The organism is Streptomyces gilvosporeus, assembly GCF_002082195.1.
GTDB classification, from domain to species: Bacteria; Actinomycetota; Actinomycetes; order Streptomycetales; family Streptomycetaceae; genus Streptomyces; species Streptomyces gilvosporeus.
Map to the genome: position 1 here is coordinate 4,090,507 of NZ_CP020569.1, position 24,518 is coordinate 4,115,024.

The 24,518-nt window shown below is 71.2% G+C and carries 22 protein-coding genes; 10 read left to right on the forward strand and 12 right to left on the reverse strand.

Annotated features, from left to right (window positions below; translation table 11 throughout):
* Positions 1-74 precede the first annotated feature (74 nt).
* Entirely contained in the window at positions 75-476 is a 402-nt protein-coding gene (locus tag B1H19_RS17955; RefSeq protein ID WP_083105699.1) for a VOC family protein, read from the reverse strand.
* 146 nt (positions 477-622) lie between these two features.
* Complete coding sequence (locus B1H19_RS17960; RefSeq protein ID WP_083105700.1) at positions 623-1,447, reverse strand: TIGR03619 family F420-dependent LLM class oxidoreductase; 825 nt, start codon at positions 1,445-1,447, stop codon at positions 623-625.
* A gap of 259 nt (positions 1,448-1,706) precedes the next feature.
* Between B1H19_RS17960 and B1H19_RS17965 the strand changes: the two genes are divergently transcribed.
* Positions 1,707-3,251: a CehA/McbA family metallohydrolase gene (locus B1H19_RS17965; protein WP_107426038.1), complete on the forward strand. Its 1,545-nt coding sequence runs from the start codon at positions 1,707-1,709 to the stop codon at positions 3,249-3,251.
* Positions 3,252-3,328: 77 nt separating this feature from the next.
* Here B1H19_RS17965 and B1H19_RS17970 read toward each other — a convergent pair whose 3' ends face one another.
* The 5 genes from B1H19_RS17970 to B1H19_RS17990 all read right to left on the reverse strand — a co-directional run bounded on the left by B1H19_RS17970 (position 3,329) and on the right by B1H19_RS17990 (position 9,952).
* Positions 3,329-4,825, reverse strand: coding sequence for an aldehyde dehydrogenase family protein (locus B1H19_RS17970; RefSeq protein ID WP_083105701.1), 1,497 nt, complete (start codon positions 4,823-4,825; stop codon positions 3,329-3,331).
* Positions 4,822-6,561: an N-acyl-D-amino-acid deacylase family protein gene (locus B1H19_RS17975; protein WP_083105702.1), complete on the reverse strand. Its 1,740-nt coding sequence runs from the start codon at positions 6,559-6,561 to the stop codon at positions 4,822-4,824. The genes B1H19_RS17970 and B1H19_RS17975 overlap by 4 nt, the downstream gene beginning before the upstream one ends.
* 79 nt (positions 6,562-6,640) lie before the next feature.
* Positions 6,641-7,765 carry an LLM class flavin-dependent oxidoreductase gene (locus tag B1H19_RS17980; protein ID WP_083105703.1) on the reverse strand — a complete coding sequence of 375 codons (1,125 nt, stop codon included), beginning with the start codon at positions 7,763-7,765 and terminating at the stop codon, positions 6,641-6,643.
* Positions 7,766-8,109: 344 nt separating this feature from the next.
* Positions 8,110-8,907 carry an SDR family NAD(P)-dependent oxidoreductase gene (locus B1H19_RS17985; RefSeq protein WP_083105704.1) on the reverse strand — a complete coding sequence of 266 codons (798 nt, stop codon included), beginning with the start codon at positions 8,905-8,907 and terminating at the stop codon, positions 8,110-8,112.
* A 94-nt stretch (positions 8,908-9,001) separates the two neighbouring features.
* Positions 9,002-9,952: a TIGR03619 family F420-dependent LLM class oxidoreductase gene (locus B1H19_RS17990; RefSeq protein ID WP_083105705.1), complete on the reverse strand. Its 951-nt coding sequence runs from the start codon at positions 9,950-9,952 to the stop codon at positions 9,002-9,004.
* Between the two features lie 225 nt (positions 9,953-10,177).
* Between B1H19_RS17990 and B1H19_RS17995 the strand changes: the two genes are divergently transcribed.
* Together B1H19_RS17995 and B1H19_RS18000 are read left to right on the forward strand one after the other, a co-directional pair.
* The gene (locus B1H19_RS17995) at positions 10,178-11,362 is read left to right on the forward strand and encodes a saccharopine dehydrogenase family protein (protein WP_237289375.1); all 1,185 of its coding nucleotides are present in this window, start codon (positions 10,178-10,180) and stop codon (positions 11,360-11,362) included.
* On the forward strand, positions 11,359-11,997 hold the full coding sequence (locus B1H19_RS18000; protein ID WP_083105706.1) for a TetR/AcrR family transcriptional regulator: 639 nt from the start codon (positions 11,359-11,361) through the stop codon (positions 11,995-11,997). Before B1H19_RS17995 ends, B1H19_RS18000 begins: the two co-directional genes overlap by 4 nt.
* Positions 11,998-12,116: 119 nt before the next feature.
* On the opposite strand, the gene B1H19_RS18005 is transcribed toward B1H19_RS18000, so the two are convergent.
* The 3 genes from B1H19_RS18005 to B1H19_RS40350 all read right to left on the reverse strand — a co-directional run bounded on the left by B1H19_RS18005 (position 12,117) and on the right by B1H19_RS40350 (position 13,579).
* The gene (locus B1H19_RS18005; RefSeq protein WP_083105707.1) at positions 12,117-12,881 is read right to left on the reverse strand and encodes a MerR family transcriptional regulator; all 765 of its coding nucleotides are present in this window, start codon (positions 12,879-12,881) and stop codon (positions 12,117-12,119) included.
* Positions 12,882-13,011: 130 nt separating this feature from the next.
* A complete protein-coding gene (locus B1H19_RS39840; RefSeq protein WP_237289376.1) occupies positions 13,012-13,161 on the reverse strand; it encodes a hypothetical protein in 150 nt (49 codons plus the stop codon).
* Positions 13,162-13,444: 283 nt separating this feature from the next.
* Positions 13,445-13,579, reverse strand: a complete 135-nt coding sequence (locus tag B1H19_RS40350) for a hypothetical protein (RefSeq protein ID WP_257789446.1) — start codon at positions 13,577-13,579, stop codon at positions 13,445-13,447.
* Between the two features lie 174 nt (positions 13,580-13,753).
* Here B1H19_RS40350 and B1H19_RS18025 point away from each other — a divergent pair, with 174 nt between their 5' ends.
* Positions 13,754-14,578, forward strand: coding sequence for a helix-turn-helix domain-containing protein (locus tag B1H19_RS18025; RefSeq protein WP_083105711.1), 825 nt, complete (start codon positions 13,754-13,756; stop codon positions 14,576-14,578).
* Positions 14,565-14,789, forward strand: coding sequence for a DUF397 domain-containing protein (locus B1H19_RS18030; RefSeq protein ID WP_083105712.1), 225 nt, complete (start codon positions 14,565-14,567; stop codon positions 14,787-14,789). The genes B1H19_RS18025 and B1H19_RS18030 overlap by 14 nt, the downstream gene beginning before the upstream one ends.
* Positions 14,790-14,901: 112 nt before the next feature.
* On the opposite strand, the gene B1H19_RS18035 is transcribed toward B1H19_RS18030, so the two are convergent.
* Positions 14,902-16,170 (reverse strand): amidohydrolase family protein, encoded by a 1,269-nt coding sequence (locus B1H19_RS18035; protein ID WP_237289378.1) that lies wholly within the window; start codon positions 16,168-16,170, stop codon positions 14,902-14,904.
* A 313-nt stretch (positions 16,171-16,483) separates the two neighbouring features.
* Here B1H19_RS18035 and afsR point away from each other — a divergent pair, with 313 nt between their 5' ends.
* From afsR to B1H19_RS18055, 5 genes are all read left to right on the forward strand, one after another.
* Positions 16,484-19,426, forward strand: coding sequence for an SARP-family global regulator AfsR (afsR, locus tag B1H19_RS18040; protein WP_083105713.1), 2,943 nt, complete (start codon positions 16,484-16,486; stop codon positions 19,424-19,426).
* A gap of 209 nt (positions 19,427-19,635) precedes the next feature.
* Positions 19,636-19,806: a hypothetical protein gene (locus tag B1H19_RS39290; protein WP_203237178.1), complete on the forward strand. Its 171-nt coding sequence runs from the start codon at positions 19,636-19,638 to the stop codon at positions 19,804-19,806.
* Between the two features lie 203 nt (positions 19,807-20,009).
* Entirely contained in the window at positions 20,010-20,222 is a 213-nt protein-coding gene (locus B1H19_RS18045; protein ID WP_083105714.1) for a hypothetical protein, read from the forward strand.
* Positions 20,223-20,370: 148 nt separating this feature from the next.
* Positions 20,371-22,065: a class I adenylate-forming enzyme family protein gene (locus B1H19_RS18050; RefSeq protein WP_083105715.1), complete on the forward strand. Its 1,695-nt coding sequence runs from the start codon at positions 20,371-20,373 to the stop codon at positions 22,063-22,065.
* Between the two features lie 150 nt (positions 22,066-22,215).
* The gene (locus B1H19_RS18055) at positions 22,216-22,812 is read left to right on the forward strand and encodes a TIGR03086 family metal-binding protein (RefSeq protein WP_083105716.1); all 597 of its coding nucleotides are present in this window, start codon (positions 22,216-22,218) and stop codon (positions 22,810-22,812) included.
* A gap of 51 nt (positions 22,813-22,863) precedes the next feature.
* Here the strand turns inward: B1H19_RS18055 and B1H19_RS18060 are convergent, their stop codons facing one another.
* On the reverse strand, positions 22,864-24,510 hold the full coding sequence (locus B1H19_RS18060) for a FadD3 family acyl-CoA ligase (protein ID WP_083105717.1): 1,647 nt from the start codon (positions 24,508-24,510) through the stop codon (positions 22,864-22,866).
* Positions 24,511-24,518: the final 8 nt, after the last annotated feature.

Consider the following 24,518-nt stretch of genomic DNA (forward strand, 5'->3'; position numbering starts at 1 on the left):
TCAGACGGAGGTTCCCTCCGGCGGATGCGGGGTACTTCCCGGCGGCAACCCGGTCCGCGACGGGCCCGGTTCGGTCACAGGCTGGTCAGCAGTTCCTCCGAGTACGTACGGGTCAGGAACTCCATGTTGTGCCCGTCGGGGTCGTTCAGATACAGCCCGCGACCGCCGTCGTGGGTGTTGATCTGCTGGGCCAGGGAGTGCATGGGATCGGCCCAGTAGGGCAGCTTCCGCTCCGCTATCCGCCCCAGGATCGCGTCGAACTCGTCCTCCGTCACCAGAAACGCATAGTGCGTCGGCACGAACTCCTTGCCACCGGCAGCGTGGTCGGCGTAATCGAGGGTCACCCCGTTGTCCATCCTGACGGCGGCGAACGGACCGAAAGCCCTGGGCTCGGGAGCACCCAGGAGGTCGGCCAGGAAACGGGCGCCGGCGAAACGGTCGGTGCTGTGCACGATCGTGTGGTCGAGGCTGGGCATGACATTCTCCTTGGACCGTTGATCTGCGAAGACTGCTCACCTTCAACGCTAGGCCCGTCCGGGGCCGGTGCGGATCCTTCTGCGGTACCGACCCGCACCCGGTGGTCGTACACCGCTGGCCCTAGGCAGCCGCCGCACGACGTCGCCTACAGGTACTGCGCGAAGTCGTCCAGCGTCCGCAGCACCTCCGCCTCGCCCGCCGGCGGCAGCTGGAGCACCACCTCCTGGAGGCCCAGCTCGCGGTAGTGCGCCAGCTTCCCGGGCGTGGGCCGGACCGCATACGGCACCACGACGGGGTCCCCGGCGCGCCCGGCATCCACCCAGGCCCGCCGCAGCACCGGCAGGGTCTCGGTCAGACCCCGTCCGCCGATCGGCAGCCAGCCGTCCGCGTAGTCGGCGATCTGCCCGAAGAGCTTGGGTCCGGCGGCGCCGCCGATCAGGGTGCGCGGCGCGCCGTGCAGCGGTTTGGGATGCGCCAGGGATGCCCGTACGGACCCGAACTCTCCCTTGTAGGCCGTCGGTTCCTCGGCCCACAGCGCCCGCATCAGCGCCACCCGGTCACGCGTCAGCGCGCGCCGCGTCGACCATTCCACCCCGTGGTCGGCGGCCTCCTCGACGTTCCAGCCGTAGCCGATGCCGAAGGTGAACCGGCCGCCGGAGAGAAAGTCGAGGGTGGCGATCTGCTTGGCCAGGCCGACCGGGTCGTGCTGGGCGACCAGGGTGATGCCGGTGCCCAGGCCCAGCCGGTCGGTGACGGCGGCGGCCTGGCCGAGCGCGACGAACGGGTCGAGGGTACGGCCGTATTCGCGGGGCAGCGGGTCGCCCATGGGGGCGGGGGTCTCGCGGCTGGCGGGGATATGGGTGTGCTCGGGCAGATAGAGCCCGGCGAAACCGCGTTGTTCCAGCTCACGGGCCAGCCGCACGGGCCGGATCGTCTCGTCCGTCAGAAAGATCGTCGTCGCGATCCGCATGCTGGGACACCTCCGTCAGGCGTGTGGGTGACCGCATGTTGCCCCACCGGCCGACGGTTATCCACAGCCCTTTCCGTCCTCGTCACACCCGCGTACAACAGTTTTCACGCAAACGGCGAAAACAGGGGACACAAGGACACACAAAGGCACGCAAGGAAACGCAAGGACACGCAAGGAAACACGGCGACAGGGAACGGCGGGAAACCGGGAACGGGGAACACATCCCGCGCAGCGACTACACGGGGACGGGTTACGGGTCATGGAACGACGCGAGGTACTGCGGCTTTCCGCGGTCGCGGGTGCGGCGGGCGCGCTGACACTCGGCACCGTGCGCTTCGCCGATGCGGCACCAGGGGGCGGGGCCGGAACCGCGGCCGGGGGCGGGTCTGCGGGCCGGGCCGGCGGCGCCGAGCAGACCCGCCGGGTCACGGGCCACCTGCCCCCAGGCACACCGGACTTCGTCTACCTCCCGGTCGAAGTCCCGCACGGAGTACGGGAGATCGCCGTCTCCTACACCTACGACAAGCCCGGCGTCCCCGAGGGCACGCCCGGCAACGCCTGCGACATCGGCATCTTCGACGAGCGCGGTACGGCCCTCGGCGGCGCCGGGTTCCGCGGCTGGTCGGGCGGGGCGCGGACGGAGTTCTTCCTGCGCGCCGACGACGCCACCCCCGGCTATCTCCCGGGCCCCGTCAACGCCGGGACCTGGTATATCGCCCTCGGCCCGTACACCATCGCGCCCCAGGGCCTGACCTACGACATCAGGGTCACCCTGCGCTTCGGCCCTCCGGGGAGCACTCCGGCCCCCGTCTATCCGCCCGAACGCGCCCGGGGCCGCGGCCGCGCCTGGTACCGGGGCGACAACCATCTGCACTCCGTCTTCTCCGACGGCAAACGCACCCCGGCCCGGATCGCGGCGCTGGCCCGCGCCGCCGGGCTGGACTTCCTGACCACCTCCGAGCACAACACCACCGCCTCCCACCGTGCCTGGGACGGCCTGTGGGGCGATGACCTGCTGATCCTGACCGGCGAGGAGGTCACCACCCGCAACGGCCATGTGCTGGCGATGGGCACCGACCCGGGCGTCTTCATCGACTGGCGCTACCGGGCCCGCGACAACGCCTTCGGCAGATACGCGCGCGCCATCCGCCGGGCGGGCGGGCTGGTCATCCCGGCGCATCCGCATGCCACCTGCATCGGCTGCAACTGGAAGTTCGGTTTCGACGACGCGGATGCGGTGGAGGTGTGGAACGGCCCGTACGGGCCCGATGACGAGATCACGCTCGCCGAGTGGGACAACACCCTGGTCGCCCACACCCGCGGCCGCGCCTCGTGGCTTCCGGCCGTCGGCCACAGCGACGCCCACCGGGACCCCGATGTGGTGGGCCTGCCGCAGACCGTCGTCCTGGCCGAGGATCTGACGCGGCGTGCCCTCCAGGACGGCATCCGGGCCGGGCGGGTCTGGATCGCCGAGTCCTCGGCGATCGACCTGACCTTCACGGTGACCGGCGACCGCGGCGAACACGCCGGTATCGCCGAGCGCCTGGCCCTCGCCCGTACGGCCAGGGCCACCGCCCGCCTGGAGGTCTCCGGAGCCCCGGGCTGCACGGTCTCCTTCGTCACCGACCAGGGACGCCTGTTCACCACCGCGCTGCCCCCGTCCGGCACGGGGACCGTGACCTGGCAGACCACCCCCGACAACGCCGCCTATATCCGCGCCGAGGTCCGGCACCCGCCCACCACGACGGGGCTCCCCGGGCCCATGGCGGCGATGACCAATCCGGTGTTCCTGGGGCGGGGGTGAGGGGGTGAGGGGGTGAGGAGGCGGGGGGGGGAGGGGCGGGGGGGGCGGGGGCCGGGGGGCCGGGGGGGCGGGGCCCCTCACCCCGGCCAGACGATCGACTGCGTTTCGCTGTAGGCATGCAGCGCGTACGAGCCGACGTCGCGGCCGACGCCGCTGCGTTTGAAGCCGCCGAAGGGGGCCTCCATGTTGCGGCCGACCGTGTTGATGCCGACGCCGCCGGCCCGCAGCCGTCCCGCGACCCGGAAGGCGCGGGCGACATCGGCGGAGAAGACGTAGTCCAGCAGCCCGTAGTCGCTGTCGTTGGCCAGGGCGATGCCCTCTTCCTCGTCGTCGAAGGGGACGACCACCACCACGGGCCCGAATATCTCCTCGCGGACCGCCCGCATCGCGTTCGTACAGTCGGCGAAGAGCGTGGGGGCCACGTAGAAGCCGCGCTCCGTCGGCGGGCGTCGGCCGCCGGTGACCAGTCGCGCGCCCTCCTTCTCGGCCAGTTCGGCATACGCCTCGATACGGTCCCGGTGTGCGGCGGAGATCACCGGGCCGACGACCGTGCCGGGATCGCGCGGGTCGCCCACCGTCAGCCGTTCCGCGTAGCGCGCGAGCCCGGCCACCAGGCGGTCGTGGATCCCGCGCTGTGCCAGGACCCGCGTCGGCGCGGTACAGATCTGGCCGCTGTAGAAGGAGAAGGTGGTGCCGACAGCGGCCACCGCGGTCTCCAGGTCGGCGTCGTCGAAGACCAGCGCCGCGCCCTTGCCGCCCAGTTCCATCAGCTGCCGCTTCATTCCGCGGCCGCACTCCTCGGCGATCTTCTGGCCGACGGCGGTGGAGCCGGTGAAGCTGACCATGTCCACGCCGTCCGCCGCGACCGCCGCCTCGCCGACCTCCGGCCGCGCCCCGGTGACGACATTGACCACCCCGGGCGGCGCCCCGGCCTCCGCCAGCGCCTCGGCCATCCGGTACACCGACAGCGGATCCTGCGGCGCCGGTTTGACGACGACGGTGTTGCCCATCGCCAGCGCCGGAGCGACCTTGCCCGCGGCGTTCGCCCAGGGGTTGTTGTAGGAGGTGATGCAGGTGACGACGCCGACGGGACGGCGCACCGCGAGGGCGCCGAAGATGCCCGCCTTCCCCATCGGTCCGGCCTCGTTGACCTGTGGCGGCAGCGCGGTCTCCACCGGTTCCAGGGCGCCGCGCGCATAGCGCTGGAAGCGCGCGAGGGACACCCCCACCTGCATTCCGCGCGCCGTGGCGGTGGTCGCGCCGGTCTCCGCCTGCGCCAGCTCCGCGTACGGGACGAACTCGCGGCGCATCACCTCGGCGGCACGGCCCAGGAGCGCCGCGCGTTCCTCGGGCGCGGTGCGCGACCAGCTCTCGAATGCCTCGCGGGCCGCCGTCACCGCCTCGGCCACCTGTGCCCGGCTCGCCTCCGGGGCCCGCCCGACGACCTCCTCCGTCGCCGGGTCGATCACGTCGTAGTGGCCGTCGTCCGGCGCCACCCACTCCCCGCCGATGAACAGCCGCTCGCCGCCCGGCGCCTTGCCACCGCCCGTCGCCGTGCCCCGCGCCGCGCTCACCGGGTGCTCACCGTCCTGGTGTCCCGCCCGGAGCGCAGTACCGTCCCGGGCACCGCCCCGGTCACCGCGTCGTCCCGGATGGTCTCGACGCCGTTGACCCGTACGCTCACCACGCCGAGGGCCCGGGAGTCCAGCCGCGGGCTGTCGCCGGGCAAGTCGTGCACCAGCGTGGCGGGCCCCGCGTCGATCCGCTGCGGGTCGAAGAGGACCAGGTCGGCGTGGTAGCCCTCGGCTATCCGGCCCCGGTCGCGCAGCCCGAAGAGCCGGGCCGGGTCGTCGGTCAGCATCTGTACGGCGCGCTCCAGGCCGACGAGCCGGCGGCCGCGCAGACAGTCGCCGAGGAAGCGGGTGGTGTACGGGGCGCCGCACATGCGGTCCAGATGGGCGCCGGCGTCCGAGCCGCCGAGCAGGACGTCCTCGTGCTGCCAGGTCTCCTGCCGCAGCGCCCAGCTGTCCGGGTCGTTGTCGGTGGGCATCGGCCACAGGACCGTGCGCAGGTCGTCGTGGGCGCAGATCTCCACCAGGCAGTGGAAGGCGTCCTGTCCGCGTTCGACGGCGATATCGCGGACCACCCGGCCGGTGAGCCCGTCGTTGGCCGGGGAGTAGGTGTCCCCGATGACATAGCGCTCGAAATTGGTCAGGCGGCGGAAGACGCCGGCCTCCTTGCTCGTGGCGCGGCGCAGCATCTCGGCCCGTACCTCGGCGTTGCGCAGCCGGGCGATGCGTTCGGGTATCGGCAGGCCGAGGATCTCGCCCCAGCCGGGGATGAGGTTGAGGGCGCAGAAGGTGCCCAGTGACATGTTCATGGGGGTGAGGATCGGCATGGTCAGCGCCACGATGCGGCCGCCGGCCTTGCGGGCCCGTTCGCCGGCGGCCAGTTGGCGCGGCACCCGCTCCGGCACCGCGGCGTCGATGGTCAGGACGTTCCAGTTCAGCGGGCGTCCGGCGGCCGCCGACATCTCCACGAGCAGTTCGATCTCGTCGTCGGAGAACTGGTCGAGGCAGCCCGCCACGATCGCTTCGATCTGGGTGCCCTCGTGGTCGGCCACCGCACGGGAGAGCGCGAGCAGTTCCTCGGGGCGGGCGTGGCGCGAGGCGACCGGTTGGCCGTCGCCGTCGGAGTGGGTGGCGGACTGGGTCGTGGACAGGCCCCAGGCCCCGGCGTCCATGGCGTCGTGGAACAGCCGCAGCATCTGCGTCATCTGCTCGGGCGTCGGCTGTCCGCCGACCGCGTCCGCGCCCATGACGTACCGGCGGAGCGCGCAATGGCCCACCATGAAGCCCGCGTTGACAGCGATCCGGCCGTCGAGCGCGTCCAGATAGTCGCCGAAGCTGTGCCAGTTCCATGGCGCGCCCTCCTCCAGGGCGACCAGGGACATGCCCTCGACCTTGCTCATCATCCGCCGGGTGTAGTCGGCGTCCTCGGGGCGGTCGGGGTGCAGCGGGGCGAGGGTGAAACCGCAGTTGCCGCCCGCGACGGTGGTCACGCCGTGGTTGAGCGAGGGCGTGGCGTACGGGTCCCAGAACAGCTGGGCGTCGTAGTGCGTATGCGGGTCGACGAAGCCAGGGGCGAGGACGAGCCCCTGGGCGTCCTCGTAGGTACGGGCCGGTTCGGTGACCGTTCCGGGCGTCGCGATGATCGCGATGCGCCCGTCGCGGATGCCGAGGTCGGCGGGGTAGGAGGGCGCTCCGGTCCCGTCCACGACGGTCGCGCCCTTGATGAGGTGGTCGAGCATGGCGGGGATCCCTTTCTGGTGCGGTTCGTGGGGCGCAGGCCGGGCCGCGCCTACCGGCGGCCCGGCCCCTGCCCCGTCGTCACGCTCCCGCCTGCCGGAAGCGCGTCGTCCGGTGCACCGGGTCGGTGTCGATCTTCGGGATGACGTGCTCGCCCATGAGCTTGATGGTGTTCAGGGTGTCCTCATGGCTCACCCCGATCGGCAGCCCGAAGGAGAGCTGATCGGCGCCGGCCTGTTCCCACCGCTTGCACTGCCGCAGCACCTCGTCCGGATCGCCGCAGATCATCAGCTCCTCCGCGATCAGCAGCTCGATGATCTCCTCGGTGTACGCGGGGAGCAGCTCCGGCCATTCCGGTATGCCTTCGGGCCGCGGGAAGGTGTCGTGGTAGCGGAAGAGCAGCGACTGGAGGTAGTTGAGCCCGCCGCCGACGGCGATCTCCACCGCCTTCTTGTGCGTCTCCGCGCAGATGGCCGTCGAGGTCACCATGACGTTGTCGTTGACGAAGTCCCCGACCGCCTCGGCCTCCTTGACGGCGGTTTTGTACGAGTCGACGACCCATTCCATGTCGGAGACCTTCTGCACGCTGAAACCGAGGACGCCCAGCCCCTTTTTGCCCGCCATCGCGTACGAGGACGGCGACCCGGCGGCGTACCACATCGCCGGATGGGACCTCCCGTACGGCTTGGGCAGGACCTTGCGCGGCGGCAGCTGCCAGTGTTTGCCGCGGAAGCCGGGGTATTCGTCCTGGAGCCACATCTTGGGGAATTCCGCGATGGTCTCTTCCCATATCTCCTTGGTGTGGTTCATATCCGTCACCCCCGGCATGAACCCGAGTATTTCGTGGCTCCCCGCGCCCCGCCCGGACCCGAACTCGAAGCGCCCGCCGGAGAGATGGTCGAGCATGGCGACCTTCTCGGCGACCTTCACCGGGTGGTTGACCGGGGCGAGGGGGTTGAAGATGCCGGAGCCGAGGTGGATGCGCTCGGTGGCGTGCGCGAGATAGCCGAGGAAGACGTCGTTCGCGGAGAGGTGGGAGTACTCCTCCAGGAAGTGGTGCTCGGAGGCCCAGGCGTACTTGAATCCGGACCTGTCCGCCTGGATGACGTACTCGGTCTCCTCCATCAGCGCGTGATGCTCGGCCTCGGGGTCGGTCTTCGCCCGCGCCGCCGGCACATATCCCTGCACAAAGAGCCCGAATTCCAAGGGAGTTCACTCCTTCGGGGTGCGGGGGTCGCCCCCCGGAAGATTACCGTCCGTCTACTTACGTTCCGCCGAACACCGCAACACCCTCCGTCATGTCTTCGACGGTACCCCGCCCCACTGACAATCCGTCCGGCACGGGCGAGCGGGCCCCGCGCGACCCGCGAACGGACGCCCCGAAGGGCCGTGCATCCGCCGCACGCTCGCCACACATGCGCCGCGCACCCGCCGCACATCCCAGAAATCTGACGGCTCGTCAGCTAACGATCCCGACCGACTCTGGCACCGCCCGCACCCACCGTCAATACCTGACGCCTCGTCAGCCAGGCCGTCGGAGCCGGGCGCCCTCAGAACACCGACACCCCCGCCATCCACCCCCCGTCGATCACGAACGGCTGCCCCGTGATGTACGACGAGTCCTCGCACGACAGGAAGAGCGCCAGCCGGGCCACCTCCTCCGGCCGCCCGATCCGCCCCATCGGGACGACCTTCCCGTAGAACTCGTCCAGCGCCGCGCTGCCCGCCTCGTCGGCCGCCTTGGGCCCGCCGTCCGCCGCCACCCGGTCCGGATTGGTCATCGGCGTATCGATGGCCCCCGGGCACATCGCATTGACCCGGATCCCCTTGCCCGCCAGCTCCATGGCCGCCACCCGCGTCATCCCGACGATCGCGGCCTTGGTCGCGGCGTACGAGGTCAGAAAGGCCATCCCGGTCAGCGCGGTGTACGAGGCGGTGTTCACGATCGTCCCGCCGCCGGCCGCCACCAGCTCGGGCGTCACCGCCCTCATCCCCAGGAAGGCGCCGACCTGGTTGACCTGCACCACCTGCTGGAACTCCGCCAGCGGCGTGCCGACCAGCTCGTTGAAGCGCAGTATCCCGGCGTTGTTGACCAGCCCGTCGATCCTCCCGTACGCCGCCTTCGCCGCGGCCACCGCCGCCGTCCAGTCCGCCTCCTGGCTCACGTCCAGGTGGACATACCGCGCCCGGTCCTCCCCCAGCTCCTTGGCCAGCGCCTCCCCCGGCCCGTCCAGTACGTCACCGAGGATCACCCGCGCCCCTTCCGCCACGAAGAGCCGCGCCTCCTGCTCGCCCTGCCCGCGTGCCGCGCCCGTGATGAGGACGACCCGGTCCGCCAGCTTTCCCATCTCCGCCTCCCAGCGTTGTGCGTGGGGCACGGCGGCCCGCCCGCCCGGCCCCACCCGATTCACCGATTCACCGATTCACCGGCCCACCGGCCGCTCAGTCGCCGAAATGCACCGCGACCTCACTCCCGAACGCGGCCATCTGATCCGTCAGTTCGCTCCGGCTCCGGCTGCGGAACCGCACCTGTATCTGGTCCACCCCCATCGCCCGGTACTCGCGCAGCGATTCCGCGATCCGCTCCGGGGCGCCCGACAGGGTCCACCGCCCGACCTCCCACCCCGGTTCGCCCACATACAGCGGTTCGGCGATCGTCCCGACGGTGATCGACTCCTCGATCCCGGCCGCCTCCCGCAGGGCCAGGAGCCTGGCTATCTGACCGGGCAGCTGCTCCCGGCGGTCGCCCTGCGGCAGCCACCCGTCGCCGCGCACCGCGGCCCGGCGTACGGCGGCGGGCGAGGAGCCGCCCACCCAGAGGGGCGGCCGCGGCGTCTGCACCGGCCGCGGCGCCTGCCCCAACCCCGCGAACGCGAACCGCACCCCTTTGAACTCGGCGAACTCCTCGGGCCCCAGCGCCGCCTTGAGCGCGTCGATGCTCTCGTCCAGCACGGCACCGCGCCGCCCGAAGTCCACCCCCAGCGCCTCGAACTCCTCCCGTACGTGCCCGGCGCCGACCCCCAGGATCAGCCGCCCCCCGGAGAGCCGGTCCAGCGTCGCGTACTGCTTGGCGGTGATCAGCGGGTGTTTGAGCCCCACCACGGCGACATGACTGAGCAGCCGTACCCGCTCGGTCACGGCCGCCAGATGGGCGAGCGTGGCCACCGGGTCGTACCAGGTCGTGCCCATCGCGGCGGCCAGCCGCCGCGGAACGGCAATGTGCTCGCAGCTGGCGATGTACGCGAAGCCGTGCCGGTCGGCGGCCCGCGCGATCTCCACCAGATCGGCGGCTCCGGCCGCCGCCTCCCAGCTCTCCGCGTACAGGGTGCTCTGCGACTGCACCGGAAGCTGCATCCCGTACACCAGTCGTCCCTCGGGCAGTGTCCGCACCATCTGGACGGCTCCTCACGACTCCATGGGCAGGTAGATGACGTCTCCATGCGCCTATGTGACGCTTCGTCAATTCTTGGTTGCCGGGCCATCGTCGTGTCTGACGAATCGTCAGGCAAGGGGCGCGGCACGGGCGCGTATACGGGGGAGGAGGTGAACCGCCCACGGGCCGCCACGCATCATCACCCGCCCAGGACAAAACTAGGTCGCCCGACCTATATTGACCGTATGACCTCCCTGACCACACCCGCACCCACCCCCACGCCCCCGTTAGCCACACTTGCCGCCCCACGGGACGACCTCATCCACGACCCCTCCGGCCCCGTCCTCCTGGTGGGCGGCTACGGAACCGTCGGCACCGAACTCGCGCGCATCGCGGCGCCGTTCTGGCCCCTGCTGCTCACCGGGCGCACCGTGGCACGGGGCCGGGCCCTGGCCGAGGAGCTCGGGGCTCGGGTCGAGCGATGGGACCTGGCCGGTTCCGAGCCGTTCCGGGCCCGTGTACGGGCGGTGGCCTCGGTGGTGAACGATCCGGACGACCGGGTGCTGCGGGCGGCGATGCGCGGCGGGGTGCCGTATGTCGACATCACCCGCTGGACCGCACGGCTCCAGCGCGCCGCGACCGTCGCGGCGCTGCACGGCCCGGCCGCCCCCGTCCTGCTCTCGTCCTCCTGGATGGGCGGTGTGACCGGCCTGGTGGCGGCCTCGCTGGCCAACGGGCTGGGCGGCGCGGACACCGTCGACGTCGCCGTCCGCTGGGATCTCAAGGACCGCGCCGGGGCCGATTCGGTGGAATTCATGGACCGCCTGGGGCTGGACTACGAGGTCACCGAGGGCGGGCGGCGGCGTACGGTCATGCCGCTCGGCGATGTCCGCCGGGTCCGTATCGGTGACCGCCCCACCAAGGTCGCCCGTATCGACACTCCGGAGCAGTTCACCCTCCCCCTCGGCCTGGGCGTCGCCACCGCCGTCACCCGGATCGGCTTCAGCTCGGGCGCCTCCACCGCGTCCCTGCTGGCCGTCAAGCGGCTCGGGTTCTTCCGCTGGGGCCGCGGCGAGCGCTTCGCCGCCGCGCGGCGCGCGCTGCTGTACTCCCCCGGGGAGGGCGGCGTCGCCCGGCTCCGTATCGACGTCACCCACCGGGGCCGCACCCGCACCGCAACCGTCACCGACGACGCCGGCCAGGCCCATCTCACCGCCGTCGGCGCGGCCCTGGGCCTGCACCGCATCCTGGGCACGGACGGCGCCGACGCCCCGCACGGCGTGCTCTTCCCGGAGCTGACCCCGATCCCGTCCCGCGTCCCCGAACTGCTCGCCGCGTACGGGGTGACCCTCGACGTCACCGGTGCCGCCGATCCCACCGATCCCCCCGACACCGCCGACGCCGCCCCGAGCGAAAGACCCGCCGCATGAACGACACCCCCAAAGGCGCCACCCACACCACCCCCAAAGGCACCCGCAAACGCGCCCAACTCCTCGACGCCGCCGAGGAACTCCTCCTCGCCTCCGGCCACACCGGCCTCTCCCTGCGCGCCGTCGCCACCGCCGCCGGCGTACGCCTGGGCCACCTCCAGTACTACTTCCCCACCCGCGCCGACCTGGTGGCCGCCGTCCTCGACCGCGCCCTGACCCGTTCCCTGGACAACCTCGCCCCCCTCCTCTCCCCCCGGGAGCCCGCCTCCCCCGCCGACCCGCGCCAGCTGATCGGCCTCCTCCTTGCCGAACAGGACGATCCCCGTCTGGTCCGCCTCTTCACCGAACTCTGGGCCCTGGCCGCCGTGGACGAGACCGTCGCCGTGGCCGTCCGGACCTTCTACCGCGCCTACCAGGACCAGGTGGCCGCCTTCCTCCGCGCCCGGCATCCGGCCCTCCCCGCCGCGGCCTGCCGGGCCCGCGCGGCGGTTTTCACCATGCTCATCGAGGGTGCGGCCCTGTTCCGCTCCGGTATCGCGGATTACCCCACGGAGGAGACGGACGCCGAGCTGATGGCCACGGCGATGGCGCTGCTACGAAATCCCGCCGACCGAAATCCCGCCGACCTGCCCTGAGCAGGGACGATCCGGTCGACGCGGGGTGCGGCCGGAACGGCCGCGGACAGCCGGAGGTCTGCAGCCCCCCGGCGCCGTGCGCGCGGTCAGCCCAATGGCGCCGCGCCGTGCGCATGCGGTCAGCTCAGCCGTGCATCGGCGTACACGGTCATCGCATCGCGCTGGTAGACGGCCAGACCGTCGGCGATCTTGTCGAAGTTGGCCCGCATCTGCGGGTCGTCGACATAGGTCTGGCCCACTCCCTTGTACGCGGCCGCGTTCGGGGTCCAGAACCGGCAGATGCCCCGGTAGTTGGCGTCCACCTCGGCCTGTACCGCGGGGTCGGAGACCGGCGTGCCGGCCACCATGAACTCCGCCATGCGGATCATCTGCTGCGTCACCTCACGCTGCCAGTGCTCCGTTTCCTCGGTGGTCATCGCCTCGACGACCTGCCGGGACTGCTGCCACTGCTGCGGCCACCGCTCCCGTACCTCGGCCTCGGCCTCGGAGGGGGGCTGAAAGCCCTCGAACAGGTTCTCCGGCCTGTTGATCTTCGTCATCTCTCCGTTGTCCCTACCTTCTTCCAGTTCGGCGATGGTGCGGCCGACCGTACGGGCCAGCGTCTCCAGCCGGTTCCGTTCCGTGAGCAGCCGTCGGTGGTGCTCACGGAGCACGGCCACCTGGTCGAGCTGGCTGTCCAGGACCGCCTGGATCTCACGCAGCCCCAGATCCAGCTCCCGCATCAGCAGGATCTGCTGCAAGCGCAGCAGATCGGCCTCCTCGTAGTAGCGGTGCCCGTTGCTCCCGATCCATGCGGGCGGCAGCAAGCCGATCTCGTCGTAATGCCGCAGCGTCCGCGATGTCACCTTGGACATCCGCGCCACCTCCGCGATCGACCAGGCCATGCCGGTGCCTCCCTCGCCGGGCCGGTCTCTCCGGCCACACACATGACCGTAGAAGTTGCCGCAACGGAAAGCGCAAGCCGGAACGGCGAGCCAGTCGCCGCGTACTTCAGACACCGCTCCTATCGCGTCCTCACTGCGTTCCCTCCGAACGGTCCGGAGCCTCGCTGCACGCCTCTTGTAGGGCGTCGATGCAGTCGGAGAGTCCGCACAGCATCTCCGCGAGTTCCTCCTCGGAGAGCTCATCCAGCCACGCGGTACGGGCCCGCAGGTCCACACGCATCTGATCGAGCTGTCGGTACAGCTTCCGAAACCGGATGTGACGACCCCACATCTCCTTTGTCCAGTCACACAACCGCGACCGCATACCCGCGCTCACGACCGTGCCGCCGTCCCGTGGGAGTGGCGGCGCATCTCGACGTTGCAGTCCGTCGCCTTCGACTTGTCTCCCGCGGCGTATGCCTTAGCCCGCTGCTCGACCAGCGCCCCGCACACATCGCACCCGGCAACGGGCACGGGCTCCGACGCAGGTTCCCCCAGGTGAACAGGGCGGCACATGCCTGCCATCAACCCGCCACCTCCACACCGTGAATCCGGCGCGTCCTGGCGCCGATGCGTGAGGCGATGGCGCGGTGCCGCCCCGACGAGGGCAGCAGCCATCGCAACAGCAGTTCGGTGAGCCTTTGGATAGGCTCGGTCATGTCGTCAACCTCCGTGGGGTTGGTGGCCACGCCCTCGGGCCGGTGCACGCCGGTCGCGGGGGTCTTGCGCTTTTTACGCTGTGTGGTCGTTACCTCACAGAATTCAGCCCGTTCTGGCTACGCTGCTAGTAGGTCGAGCCCGACAACGCAGCTGTCAAGTAGGGGAGTCAGCCCATGGAGAGGGAACACCGGCCACGCACTCCCAGGGAGAAATACGGGGAGGAGCTGAGGATCCGACGTCTCGCAGCCGACATGACGCAGGAGGCGCTGAGTGAGCGGGTGGTGTGCTCGCCCACGCTGATCAGCCACTTCGAGGCGGGCAGGCGGCTTCCGAAGCCGGATGACGCGCAGCGGATCGACCAGGCACTGGGGACGGACGGGTTCTTCGTCCGGTGGCTGGAGGACCTGGAATCGAAGTACAACGACTACTTCGCGGCCGTAGCCGAACTGGAGCAACAGGCAACTCTGATTCAGCAGTTCGCTCTCTCACTGGTGCCCGGTGTGTTCCAGACGGACGGCTACGCGCGTGCCCTGTTCCGCGCGTATCGACCGAACCACACGGCGGAGGAGCTTGACGAAGCCGTCGTCATTCGAACAAAGCGTGCCCGGATTCTCGACGGGCCGTTGAAACCCGTCGTTTGGACACTGCTCGATGAGTCCGTGCTGCGGCGCCGCGTTGGCGGCTCTCAGGTCATGGCCGAACAGCTATACAAGATCGCGGACATGGCGGAGACGGGGCGCCTGCGGCTGCACGTCCTTCCGTACGGTGTCGGGGCACACTCGCTCCTGGAGAGTCTCCTCACGCTCATGAGCTTTGCGGACTCTGCCCCGGTGGCCTATGTCGAGGGCTTCCTCACCGGCCACTTGATGGACGATCCGATGCTGGTGGCCTCCAGTCAGAGCGCCTACGCTCTTGCCCTGAGCGACGCGTTGTCGCAGCAGGAGTCACTGGCCCTCGTCAGGGCGGCAGCAGAGGAACACGCACATGGTCAGCAGTGAGCACACCGTCTCCGACGCGTCCACGCTCACCGGGTGGTACAAGTCCAGCTATAGCGGAGGCAGCCAAGGTGAATGCCTTGAAGTCGCCCGCGGCCACGTCGGCGTGCCCATACGCGACAGCAAGTGCCCAGCGGGCCCGGCGCTGGTGTTCCCCTCCGAGAGCTGGTCATCCTTCCTCTCCGCCGTCAAGCGCGGGGAATTCCCTGTCTGAGCCGCCCAGGCGGATCCAGGGCAAGTCGCCGACTGTGTACTACGACGATGGCGGGGGTGCCATGCCCTAAAGGGCTATGACACCCGTGCCCGGACGCCCCCAGCCAAAAGCCCTACACTCCCGCCCTCCAGAGCCCCTCCCCCGTGAGCCCCAGCAGGTCGATCGCGTTGCCCCGTACGACCCGTTCCACCACCTCCGGGGCCAGGTGCCCCATCTGCGACTCCCCGACTTCCCGCGACTTCGGCCAGGTCGAGTCCGAGTGCGGGTAGTCCGTCTCGTACAGGACGTTTTCGACCCCGATGGCGTCCAGGTTCCGCAGGCCGAAGGCGTCGTCGAAGAAGCAGCCGTAGACGTGGTCGGCGAAGAGTTCGGAGGGCGGGCGCAGGACCTTGTCGGCGACGCCGCCCCAGGCGCGGTTCTCCTCCCAGACGACGTCGGCGCGCTCCAGGATGTACGGGATCCAGCCGACCTGGCCCTCGGCGTACATGATCCTCAGGTTCGGGAAGCGGTCGAAGGCGCCGCTCATCAGCCAGTCGACCATCGAGAAGCAGCAGTTCGCGAAGGTGATGGTGGAGCCGACGGCGGGCGGGGCGTCGGGGGAGGTGGAGGGCATCTTCGAGGACGAGCCGATGTGCATGGCGACGACGGTGCCGGTCTCGTCGCAGGCGCGTAGGAACGGGTCCCAGTGGTCGGTGTGGATGCTGGGCAGGCCCAGGTGCGGGGGGATTTCGCTGAAGCAGACGGCGCGGACGCCGCGGGCCGCGTTGCGCCGTACTTCCGTGGCGGCGAGTTCCGGGTCCCACAGGGGGATGAGCGTCAGGGGAATGAGCCGGCCGTGCGCCTGCGGGCCGCACCACTCCTCCACCATCCAGTCGTTGTACGCGCGCACCGAGAGCAGGGCCAGCTCGCGGTCCTTGGCCTCGGTGAAGGTCTGGCCGCAGAAGCGGGGGAAGGTGGGGAAACAGAGGGCGGACTGGACGTGGTTGACGTCCATGTCGGCCAGCCGCTCGGGCACGCTGAAGGAGCCGGGGCGCATCTGCTCGTAGGTGATGCCCTCCAGCCGGATCTCGTCGCGGGTGTGGCCGACGGCGGTGTCGAGGCGGGTCAGCGGGCGGTGCAGATCCTCGTAGACCCACCAGTCGGCTATCGGGCCGTCGTGGCCCGGGGCGCCCATCTCGGGGGCGAACTTCCCGCCCACGAAGCTCATGGACTTCACGGGGGCCCGGACGATGCGCGGGCCGATGTCCTGGTACTTCGAGGGGAGTCGGTCGCGCCAGACGTGGGGTGGTTCCACCGTGTGGTCGTCGACCGAGATGATCTTCGGGAAGGCGGGAGGGGCCTCCGTGGCGTCCATGGTCTCCGTGATCTCCGTGGTCTCCATGGCGTCACGGTAGCGCCGATCTGACGATCCGTCAGCAATGGCGGCGGAGTCACGGTGACGCCCCGGCGGTGCGGGAACCGCCCGGATGTCCGCTCGCGTACCAGCCCGGGGGCACACAGGGGGCGCACGGAACTCACGCCTCCGCGCCCCTCCGTGCACCCCCCTTCTCGGCACCCGCCGAAACCCAAGGAGGCTTTGTGCATGCTCCGGACCCCTACTGACGTAAGGGGCCCCGACAAGGCAGACTGACCGTTGCGCACGGCCAATGCGTGCGAACAGCGCGTATACGAACGGCACAGGGCAGGGGGACAGAATGGACGACGGTACGGGGCAGCGGCAGGAGCGGCTCCGCTTCACCGTGCTCGGTCCCGTACGGGCCTGGCGCGGCGAGACCCAGCTGGCAATGGGCTCTCCACAGCAAAGGGCGCTGCTTGCGGCACTGTTGCTGCGCGGTGGCCACACCGCCACCGCATCGGAGCTGGTCGACGCCCTGTGGGGTGACGAGCCGCCGCACGCCGCGCTCGCCGCGCTGCGCACCTACGCCTCCCGGTTCCGCAAAGCGCTCGGCCCGGACGCCAATACCCTGGTCAGCGAGTCCGGCGGGTATGCGATCCGCTCGATGGACAGCGGCCCGCTCGACCTCGACCACGATCACGCCGAGCAGTACGCGGCCGAGGCCGAGAAGGCCCGGACCGCAGGCGATCTCAGCCGCGCCCGCGAACTCCTCGACCGTGCGCTGGACCTGTGGGACGGCGAACCGCTGGCCGGCCTCCCCGGCCCGTACGCCGAGACCCAGCGCACCCGCCTCAATGAGTGGCGGCTGTCCCTGATGGAGACCCTGCTCGAACTCGACCTGGAACTGGGCAGCCACGCCGAGGCCGTCTCCGAACTGACCGCCCTAACCGCCGCCCACCCGCTGCGTGAGCGGCTGCGCGAGCTGCTGATGCTGGCGCTGTACCGCAGCGGGCGGCAGGCCGAGGCGCTGGCGGTCTACACCGACACCCGCAAGCTGCTGGACGACGAGCTGGGCGTCGCCCCCCGCGCCTCGCTCTCCGAGCTCCAGCAGCGCATTCTGCGTGCCGACATCGACCTGGACGCACCGCCCGTCACATGCGACGGGCGGGACGCCACCGGCCGCATCGTCGTACGACCCCAGCAACTCCCCGCCACGGTCGCCGACTTCACCGGTCGCGCCGCCTTCGTCGCCGAGCTCGGCGATCAACTCGCCACCGCCGAGGGCAGCGTGATGGCCGTCTCCGCGCTCACCGGCATCGGCGGCGTCGGCAAGACGACACTGGCCGTGCATGTCGCCCACGCCGCCCGCGAGCACTTCCCCGACGGGCAGCTCTACGTCGACCTCCAGGGCGCCGGCCACACCCCGTCCGAACCCGAGGCCGTCCTCGGCGCCTTCCTGCGCTCCCTGGGCACCCCGGACTCCGCCATCCCCGACGGGCTGGCCGAGCGCTCCGCCCTCTACCGCTCCACGCTCGCCGGCCGGCGCGTCCTGGCCCTCCTGGACAACGCCCGCGACGCCGCGCAGGTCCGGCCGCTGCTGCCCGGTACGGAGGGGTGCGCCGCCCTCGTCACCAGCCGCGCCCGCATGATCGATCTGGCGGGCGCCCACCTCATCGACCTCGATGTGATGAGCCCCGAGGAGGCACTGGCCCTCTTCACCCGGATCGTCGGCGAGGAACGCGTCACCTCCGAACGCCAGGCCGCCATGGCCGTCGTGGGCGCCTGCGGCTTCCTGCCGCTGGCCATCCGCATCGCCGCCTCCCGCCTGGCCGCCCGCCGCACCTGGACGGTCTCCACCCTGGCCCGCAAACTCGCCGACGAACGCCGCCGCCTGGACGAGCTGCGGGCCGGCGACCTGGCCGTCACGGCGACGTTCGAACTGGGCTACGGCCAGCTGGAGCCGCCGCAGGCACGGGCGTTCCGGCTGCTGGGGCTGGCGGACGGGCCGGACATCTCGCTGGCGGCGGCTGCGGCGCTGCTCGACATGGACGTCGAGGACGCCGAGGAGCTCGTCGAATCCCTCGTCGACGCCAGCCTCCTGGAGTCCGCGGCCCCCGGACGCTACCGTTTCCACGACCTGGTGCGGCTGTATGCGCGGGCGTGCGCGGAGCGCGATGAACTTCCGCCGTCGGAGCGGACCGCGGCGTTGTCGCGGTTGCTGGACTTCTACCTGGCGACGGCGGCCGAGATGTACGCGCTGGAGCGGCCGGGTGACCGCCTGGTGGACCACATGGAGTCCCCGCACCACCCCGGGCTGTCCTTCACCGACCGTGCGATGGCGCTGAGCTGGCTGTTCGGGGAAGCCGGCTGCATTCTGGCGTGCGCGCAGCAGTCGAGGGACCCCGGTTCCCTGCGGCGTGCGGTGGACCTGCTGTTGCTGACCCGGGACCTAGCCGAGTCCGGTGCCGACGCCCTTCAGTACGAACAGGTCAACAACTCCCTGCTGGAGGTGGCCCGCGAAGGCAAGGACCAGCACGCCGAAGCACGTATTCACACCGCGCTCACCAATGTCCACACGCTGGCCGGCCGGCTCGACGAGGCGGACGAACACGCCAAGGCGGCGATGCTGCTCGGGCTGGCCGCCGAGGATCCCTTCGCGTCGTCGTACGCGCCGAACGACCGCGGCATCATCGCGTCCATCCAGCAGCGTTATGACGACGCCGAGGCGTATCTCACCCAGGCGCTCACCGTCTTCCGCGAGGACCGCAACAAGCAGTCGGAGGCCAGCGCCCTGTGCAACCTCTCCCGTGTTCACCTGAACACGGGGCGGCTGGACAGCGCGATCCGGCTCGCCGGCGAAGGCATCGCCATATACCGGCAGCTCGGGGCGACCCGGCGGCTGGCAAACGGTATGTACGCCCTGGGGCTGGCGTACGCCCGCGCCAACCGGCTCGCCGATGCCACGCAGCAGCTCACCGAGGCACTGGCCATCTTCCAGGACAGCAGGCAGCGGTTCTGGGCCGGCATGACGCACTTCAGGCTCGCGGAGATCTGCCTTGCGGACCACCGACCCGCCGATGCCGCCACCAGCGCCGACCAGGCGCTCACGGCGCTGCGCGGCGTCAGCGGCGACTGGTGGCGGGCGAATGTCCTGACGTTACTGGGCAGAGCACTCAACGAGGTGGGCCACAGCGGCCGTGCACAGGCATGCTGGCAGGACGCGCTCGCCATCTACACCCGTCTGGAATCGCCCGAGCTTTCCACGGTCCAGGACCTACTCCGGCTGGCCAACGTCGCATAACCGCACGTCAGAGGCGTACTGCAAAACGTTTATCGATCGTTCATCGCTACCCGCCACTCTCTTACTTACCGATCCGCCGCCTCGGGGGGCAAGCGGCTCGGCCACGGCCCCACCGTAAGGTGTACGGCCTGGTCCGCCCGTCCGGCGACCCACGGGGGAGTTGCCGGCCGGGTGGTCCACCAAGCACCCACACACAGGAGTTGATGAACGTGGCCACCGAGAACAAGGCTCCAGAGCCGAACGAGCGTGATGTCATCAAGCCGATGGACAATCACACCCCGATCGCCGCACCGGGAATCGGCAAGAAGAAGGCGCCCAGGAAGCCGGGCGAGATGGTGACGACGGGGGACAACCACACCCCCATCATCGAGCCCCGGTAGCAGTCCACCACCGATTCTTCGGGGGAACGCAGGGGCCGGTCGCGATGGCTGGAGGGGGGCCATCGCGACCGGTCCCTGCGGCATGTCGGACGCCATACCGCATCACGCCATCCTCTGGCGCATTCCAGCCATTCATCGAACAGTCGTTTCATTTGACGCTAGCGTCGCGCAAACGACCTTCACGCCCCTGACGGAGGAGCACAGTGACCCGAATCAAGAAAACCCTGGTCATCGCCGCGATAGCGACAGCGGCGGCCGGCGCCGTCGCGGTACCGGCCGCAGCCGAGGGCCGTCCGGCCGACTCGGGCAGCAGCGTCGTCGCCGGGGACAGCCACACGCCCCTGACTCCCCTGGACAGCCACACGCCACTGACGTCACTCACGTCGCTGGCGCCGCAGGACAGCCACACACCCTGAGTCTCGGAGTCGCGTCTGGCGGGGGTTGAGTCACCACCTCAACCCCCGCCAGTCGCGATTCCGGCCACTACGCCACCTCTTCCCGACAGCTGACGTTCCGTCAGCCCGGTGCTACAGTCTCGCCACCCGCGACCCGCGAGGAGGCGCCATGTTCGACCCCGCCCGCATACACACCCTCTGGGACCTGGTCGAGTACCGGGCGCGGGTCTCGGCCGGGCGGCCGATGTTCTTCGACGAGGACGGGCGCAGCGTCACCTTCGACGAGGTGCGGGACGAGGCGGTGCGGGCGGCGGCCGGGTTCCGGGGGCTCGGGATCGGGGCCGGGACGCGGGTGGTGTGGCAGTTGCCGACGCGGATCGAGACGGTGGTGGCCTCGCTGGCGCTGGCGCGGCTGGGGGCCGTACAGACGCCCGTCCTTCATCTGCACCGCGAGCGGGAGGTCGGGTTCATCCTGGCCGAGTCGGCGGCGGAGTTCGTCCTTGTGCCCGGGGTGTGGCGGGGGTTCGACTACGGGGCGATGGCGCGGAAGCTGGCCGGGGACGGGGTGCGGGTCGTCTCGCTGGAGGGCGGGCTGCCGGCGGGGGATCCGGACGCGGTGCCCGATCCAGCCGCGGTGCCCGATCCGGCCGGCGGGGACGGCGACGGCGGGGACGGCGACGAGGGCCGCGGCAGCGGGGCCGGCGACGGCGGGCGTACGGCCTGGATCTACTACACCTCCGGAACGACCGCCTCCCCCAAGGGCGTCGAGCACACCGACGCCTCGCTGATCGCCGGTGGCGTGGGGCTGGCCACCGCGCTGGGGATGTCGGCGGACGACATCGGCTCGATCGCGTTCCCGTACGCGCATGTCGCCGGTCCGGATTACGTCATCGCGATGCTGGTCAGCGGCTTTCCCGCGGTGGTGCTGGAGACCTTCGAGGCGGGGCGCGCGGCCGCGGTCTACCGGCGGCGCGGGGTGACCATGGCCGGCGGAAGCACGGCGTTCTACCAGGCGTTCCTGACGGAGTCGCGGCGCTACCGGGCGCAGTCGCCGGCCGCGGGGCGGCTGATTCCGTCGTTGCGGCTGCTGTCGGGCGGCGGGGCGCCCCTGCCGCCGGAGCTGTACGCGGAGGCCGCGCGGGAGCTGGACTGCGCGATCGTGCACGGGTACGGGATGACGGAGTGCCCGATGATCGCGATGGGGACGCCGTACGACAGCGACGAGCAGCTGGGGCGGACGGTGGGGCGACCCGTGGCCGGGGCCGAGGTGCGGATCGTCCGGGCGGACGGGAGCGCGGCCGGGACCGGGGAGCCGGGAGAGGTGACGCTCAAGGGGACGATGCTCTTCCGGCGGTACACGGATCCGGCGCTGACGGGCCGGGCGTTCGACGAGGACGGCTACTTCCACACCGGTGACCTGGGGTATCTGCGGCCCGACGGGCATCTGGTGCTCACCGGGCGGCTGAAGGACATCATCATCCGCAAGGGGGAGAACATCTCCGCCCAGGAGATCGAGGATCTGGTGCGCACGCATCCGGCGGTGGACGAGGTCGCGGTCATCGGGCTGCCGGACCGGGAGCGGGGGGAGCGGGTGTGTGCGGTGGTGACGCCCGCCGGGGTGGGCGGCAGCGCGGGCGGCGGTGTGGACGGTGGGCCGCTGACGCTGGCCGCGCTGACGGCTCATCTGCGAGCCGCCGGCGTGATGACGCAGAAGCTGCCCGAGCAGCTGGAGATCACCGACGAACTGCCGCGCGGCGGGCCGCTGAACAAGGTGCTCAAGACGGTCCTGCGGGCGCGCTACGCGGGGCGGGGGCCGGAGGCGGGCCCGGGGGCCGGGCGGGAGGCGGGCCCGGGGGCGCCCTGAGATCCGTCCGGTGTGCCGTCCGGTGTGGCGATGACTTCCGGGGGCCGGACGAGTCTTCACTGGGAAGGGCCCCGCGGGGAGCCTTCTGGACGGGCTCTCCCCGTGGCGGCTCTCCCGACACATCGGCACTACGGAAGGACGGACCGGAGCATGACCGACACGATCGACTTCGCGGCGCAGGCCCAGCTGGTGCGGCGGCTGGCGGAACACACCGGGGAGGAGCAGCTGGACGCTCCCACACCGTGCGGCGAGTACGCCGTACGGCATCTGCTCGGCCACCTCGTCGGGCTGACCGGCGCCTTCCGGGACGCGGCGCGCAAACACCTGGGGCCGACGACCAGCACGCCGCCCACGGAGACACGCCCGGAGGTGACGGCGGGCTGGCGCGAGGATCTGGCCCGGAACCTGGAGGAGATGGCGGCGGCCTGGGGCGAACCGACGGCCTGGACGGGCGAGACCCAGGCGGGCGGGGTCACCCTGCCTGGCGCCATCGCCGGGCGGATCGCGCTCAACGAGCTGGTGCTGCACGGCTGGGACCTGGCGCGCGCCACGGGCCAGGACTATGCGCCCGACCCGGAGACGCTGGGCGCTTCGTACGACCTGCTCGCCTCCTGGGTCGAGGAGTCGGGAGGCGCCCCGGGGTCCATCTTCGCCCCGCCCGTCCACGTCGCGGACGACGCGTCGCAGCTCGACCGGGTGGTGGCCCTCAGCGGCCGCCGTCCCGACTGGACGCCGCCGGGCGGGTGATCACCGGAACCTGGTCCCGTCACCTGGTCCCGGCCGCGCCGCCCGCGCCCCTCACCCGGCCCCCGTGACGGCCGCCGCCCCGCCCCCTTCCCGCAGTCGCCGCTTGACCACCTTCCCGCTCGCGTTGCGCGGCAGTTCCGTGACGAACTCGACGTCCCTGGGCACCTTGTAGTTGGCCATCTCGCGGCGGGACCAGGCGATCAGGTCATCGGCGGTGAGCGACGAGCCGGGGCGGCGGACGGCGTACGCCTTGCCGACCTCGCCCAGGCGGGGATCGGGTATGCCGATGACGGCGATCTCGGCGATGTCCGGGTGGCGGCCCAGGAGTTGCTCGATTTCGGCGGGATAGGCGTTGAAGCCGCCGACGATGAACATGTCCTTGATGCGGTCGGTGATACGGAGGTTGCCGTCGGCGTCGAGGATGCCGACATCGCCGGTGCGCAGCCAGCCCTCGGGGGTCACGGCGCGGGCCGTACCGGCGGGGTCCTCGAAGTAGCCGGACATGACGGTGTAGCCGCGGACCAGGACCTCGCCGGGGTCGCCGGGCGCCGCCGGGCGGCCCGCGCCGTCCACGACGCGGACCTCGGTGCCGGGTATGGCGCGGCCGGAGGTCGCGGCGATGACGTCGGGCGGATCGCCGCGGCGGCACATGGCGACCAGGCCGGAGCTCTCCGAAAGGCCGTAGGCCGTCAGGACGGTGGAGATCTTCAGCTCGCTGCGCAGCCGCTCGACCAGCTCCAGCGGGACCACGGCGGCTCCGGTGACGACGAGGCGGAGCGCGGACAGGTCGTGCAGGGCGCGGGCGGGGTGGTCGAGGATCTGCTGGTGGAGGGTGGGCGGGCCGGGGAGGACGGAGATCTGCTCGGCGGCGATCTTGGCCAGCGCGGTCTCCATGCTGAAGACCGGCTGGGGAACCATCGTCGCGCCGCGCAGCAGGCAGGCGATGATGCCGGCCTTGTAGCCGAAGGTGTGGAAGAAGGGGTTGACGATCAGATAGCGGTCGCCCTCCCGGAGGCCGGCGAGGTCGCTCCAGACGGCGTAGGCGCGCAGGGTCTGGGCGTGGGTGATCACCGCGCCCTTGGGGTGGCCGGTGGTGCCGGAGGTGAAGACGATGTCGGAGGGGGCATCCGGGCGTATGCCGTCCGCGCGGGTGGCGACCGTCGCGGCGGGCACGGCGGCGCCGGCGGCCAGGAAGTCCGTCCAGGTGGTGAAGTCGGCGGGGGCGTCGTCGGCGAGGACCACCACTCGCTCCAGATGCGGCAGTCCGGGCAGCGGGCCGCCGCCGGTGCCGTCCCGGGCCGCGCGGCGCAGCGAGGCGACGTAGGAGGTGCCGAGGAAGGTGCCGGTGACGAAGAGGAGCTTGGCGCGGGTGCGCCGCAGGACATAGGCGGTTTCGGCGCCCTTGAAGCGGGTGTTGACGGGGACGAGCACGGCGCCGGCCGTGACGGCGCCGAGTGCGGAGACGATCCAGTCCAGGGTGTTGGGCGCCCAGACGGCGACGCGGTCGCCCGGGGCGACGCCGGAGGCGATACAGGCGGCGGCGGCCCGCTCCACCCGCTCGCCCAGCTCGGCGTACGAGAGGCGGGTGCGGCCCTCGACCACGGCCTCCCGGGGGCCGTGGCGCTGCGCTGCCGTGCGCACCAGACGGGGGATGGAGCCGTATTCCAGGTCCGCCCGCGGATCAGGGTCCTCGCGCATCGCACTGC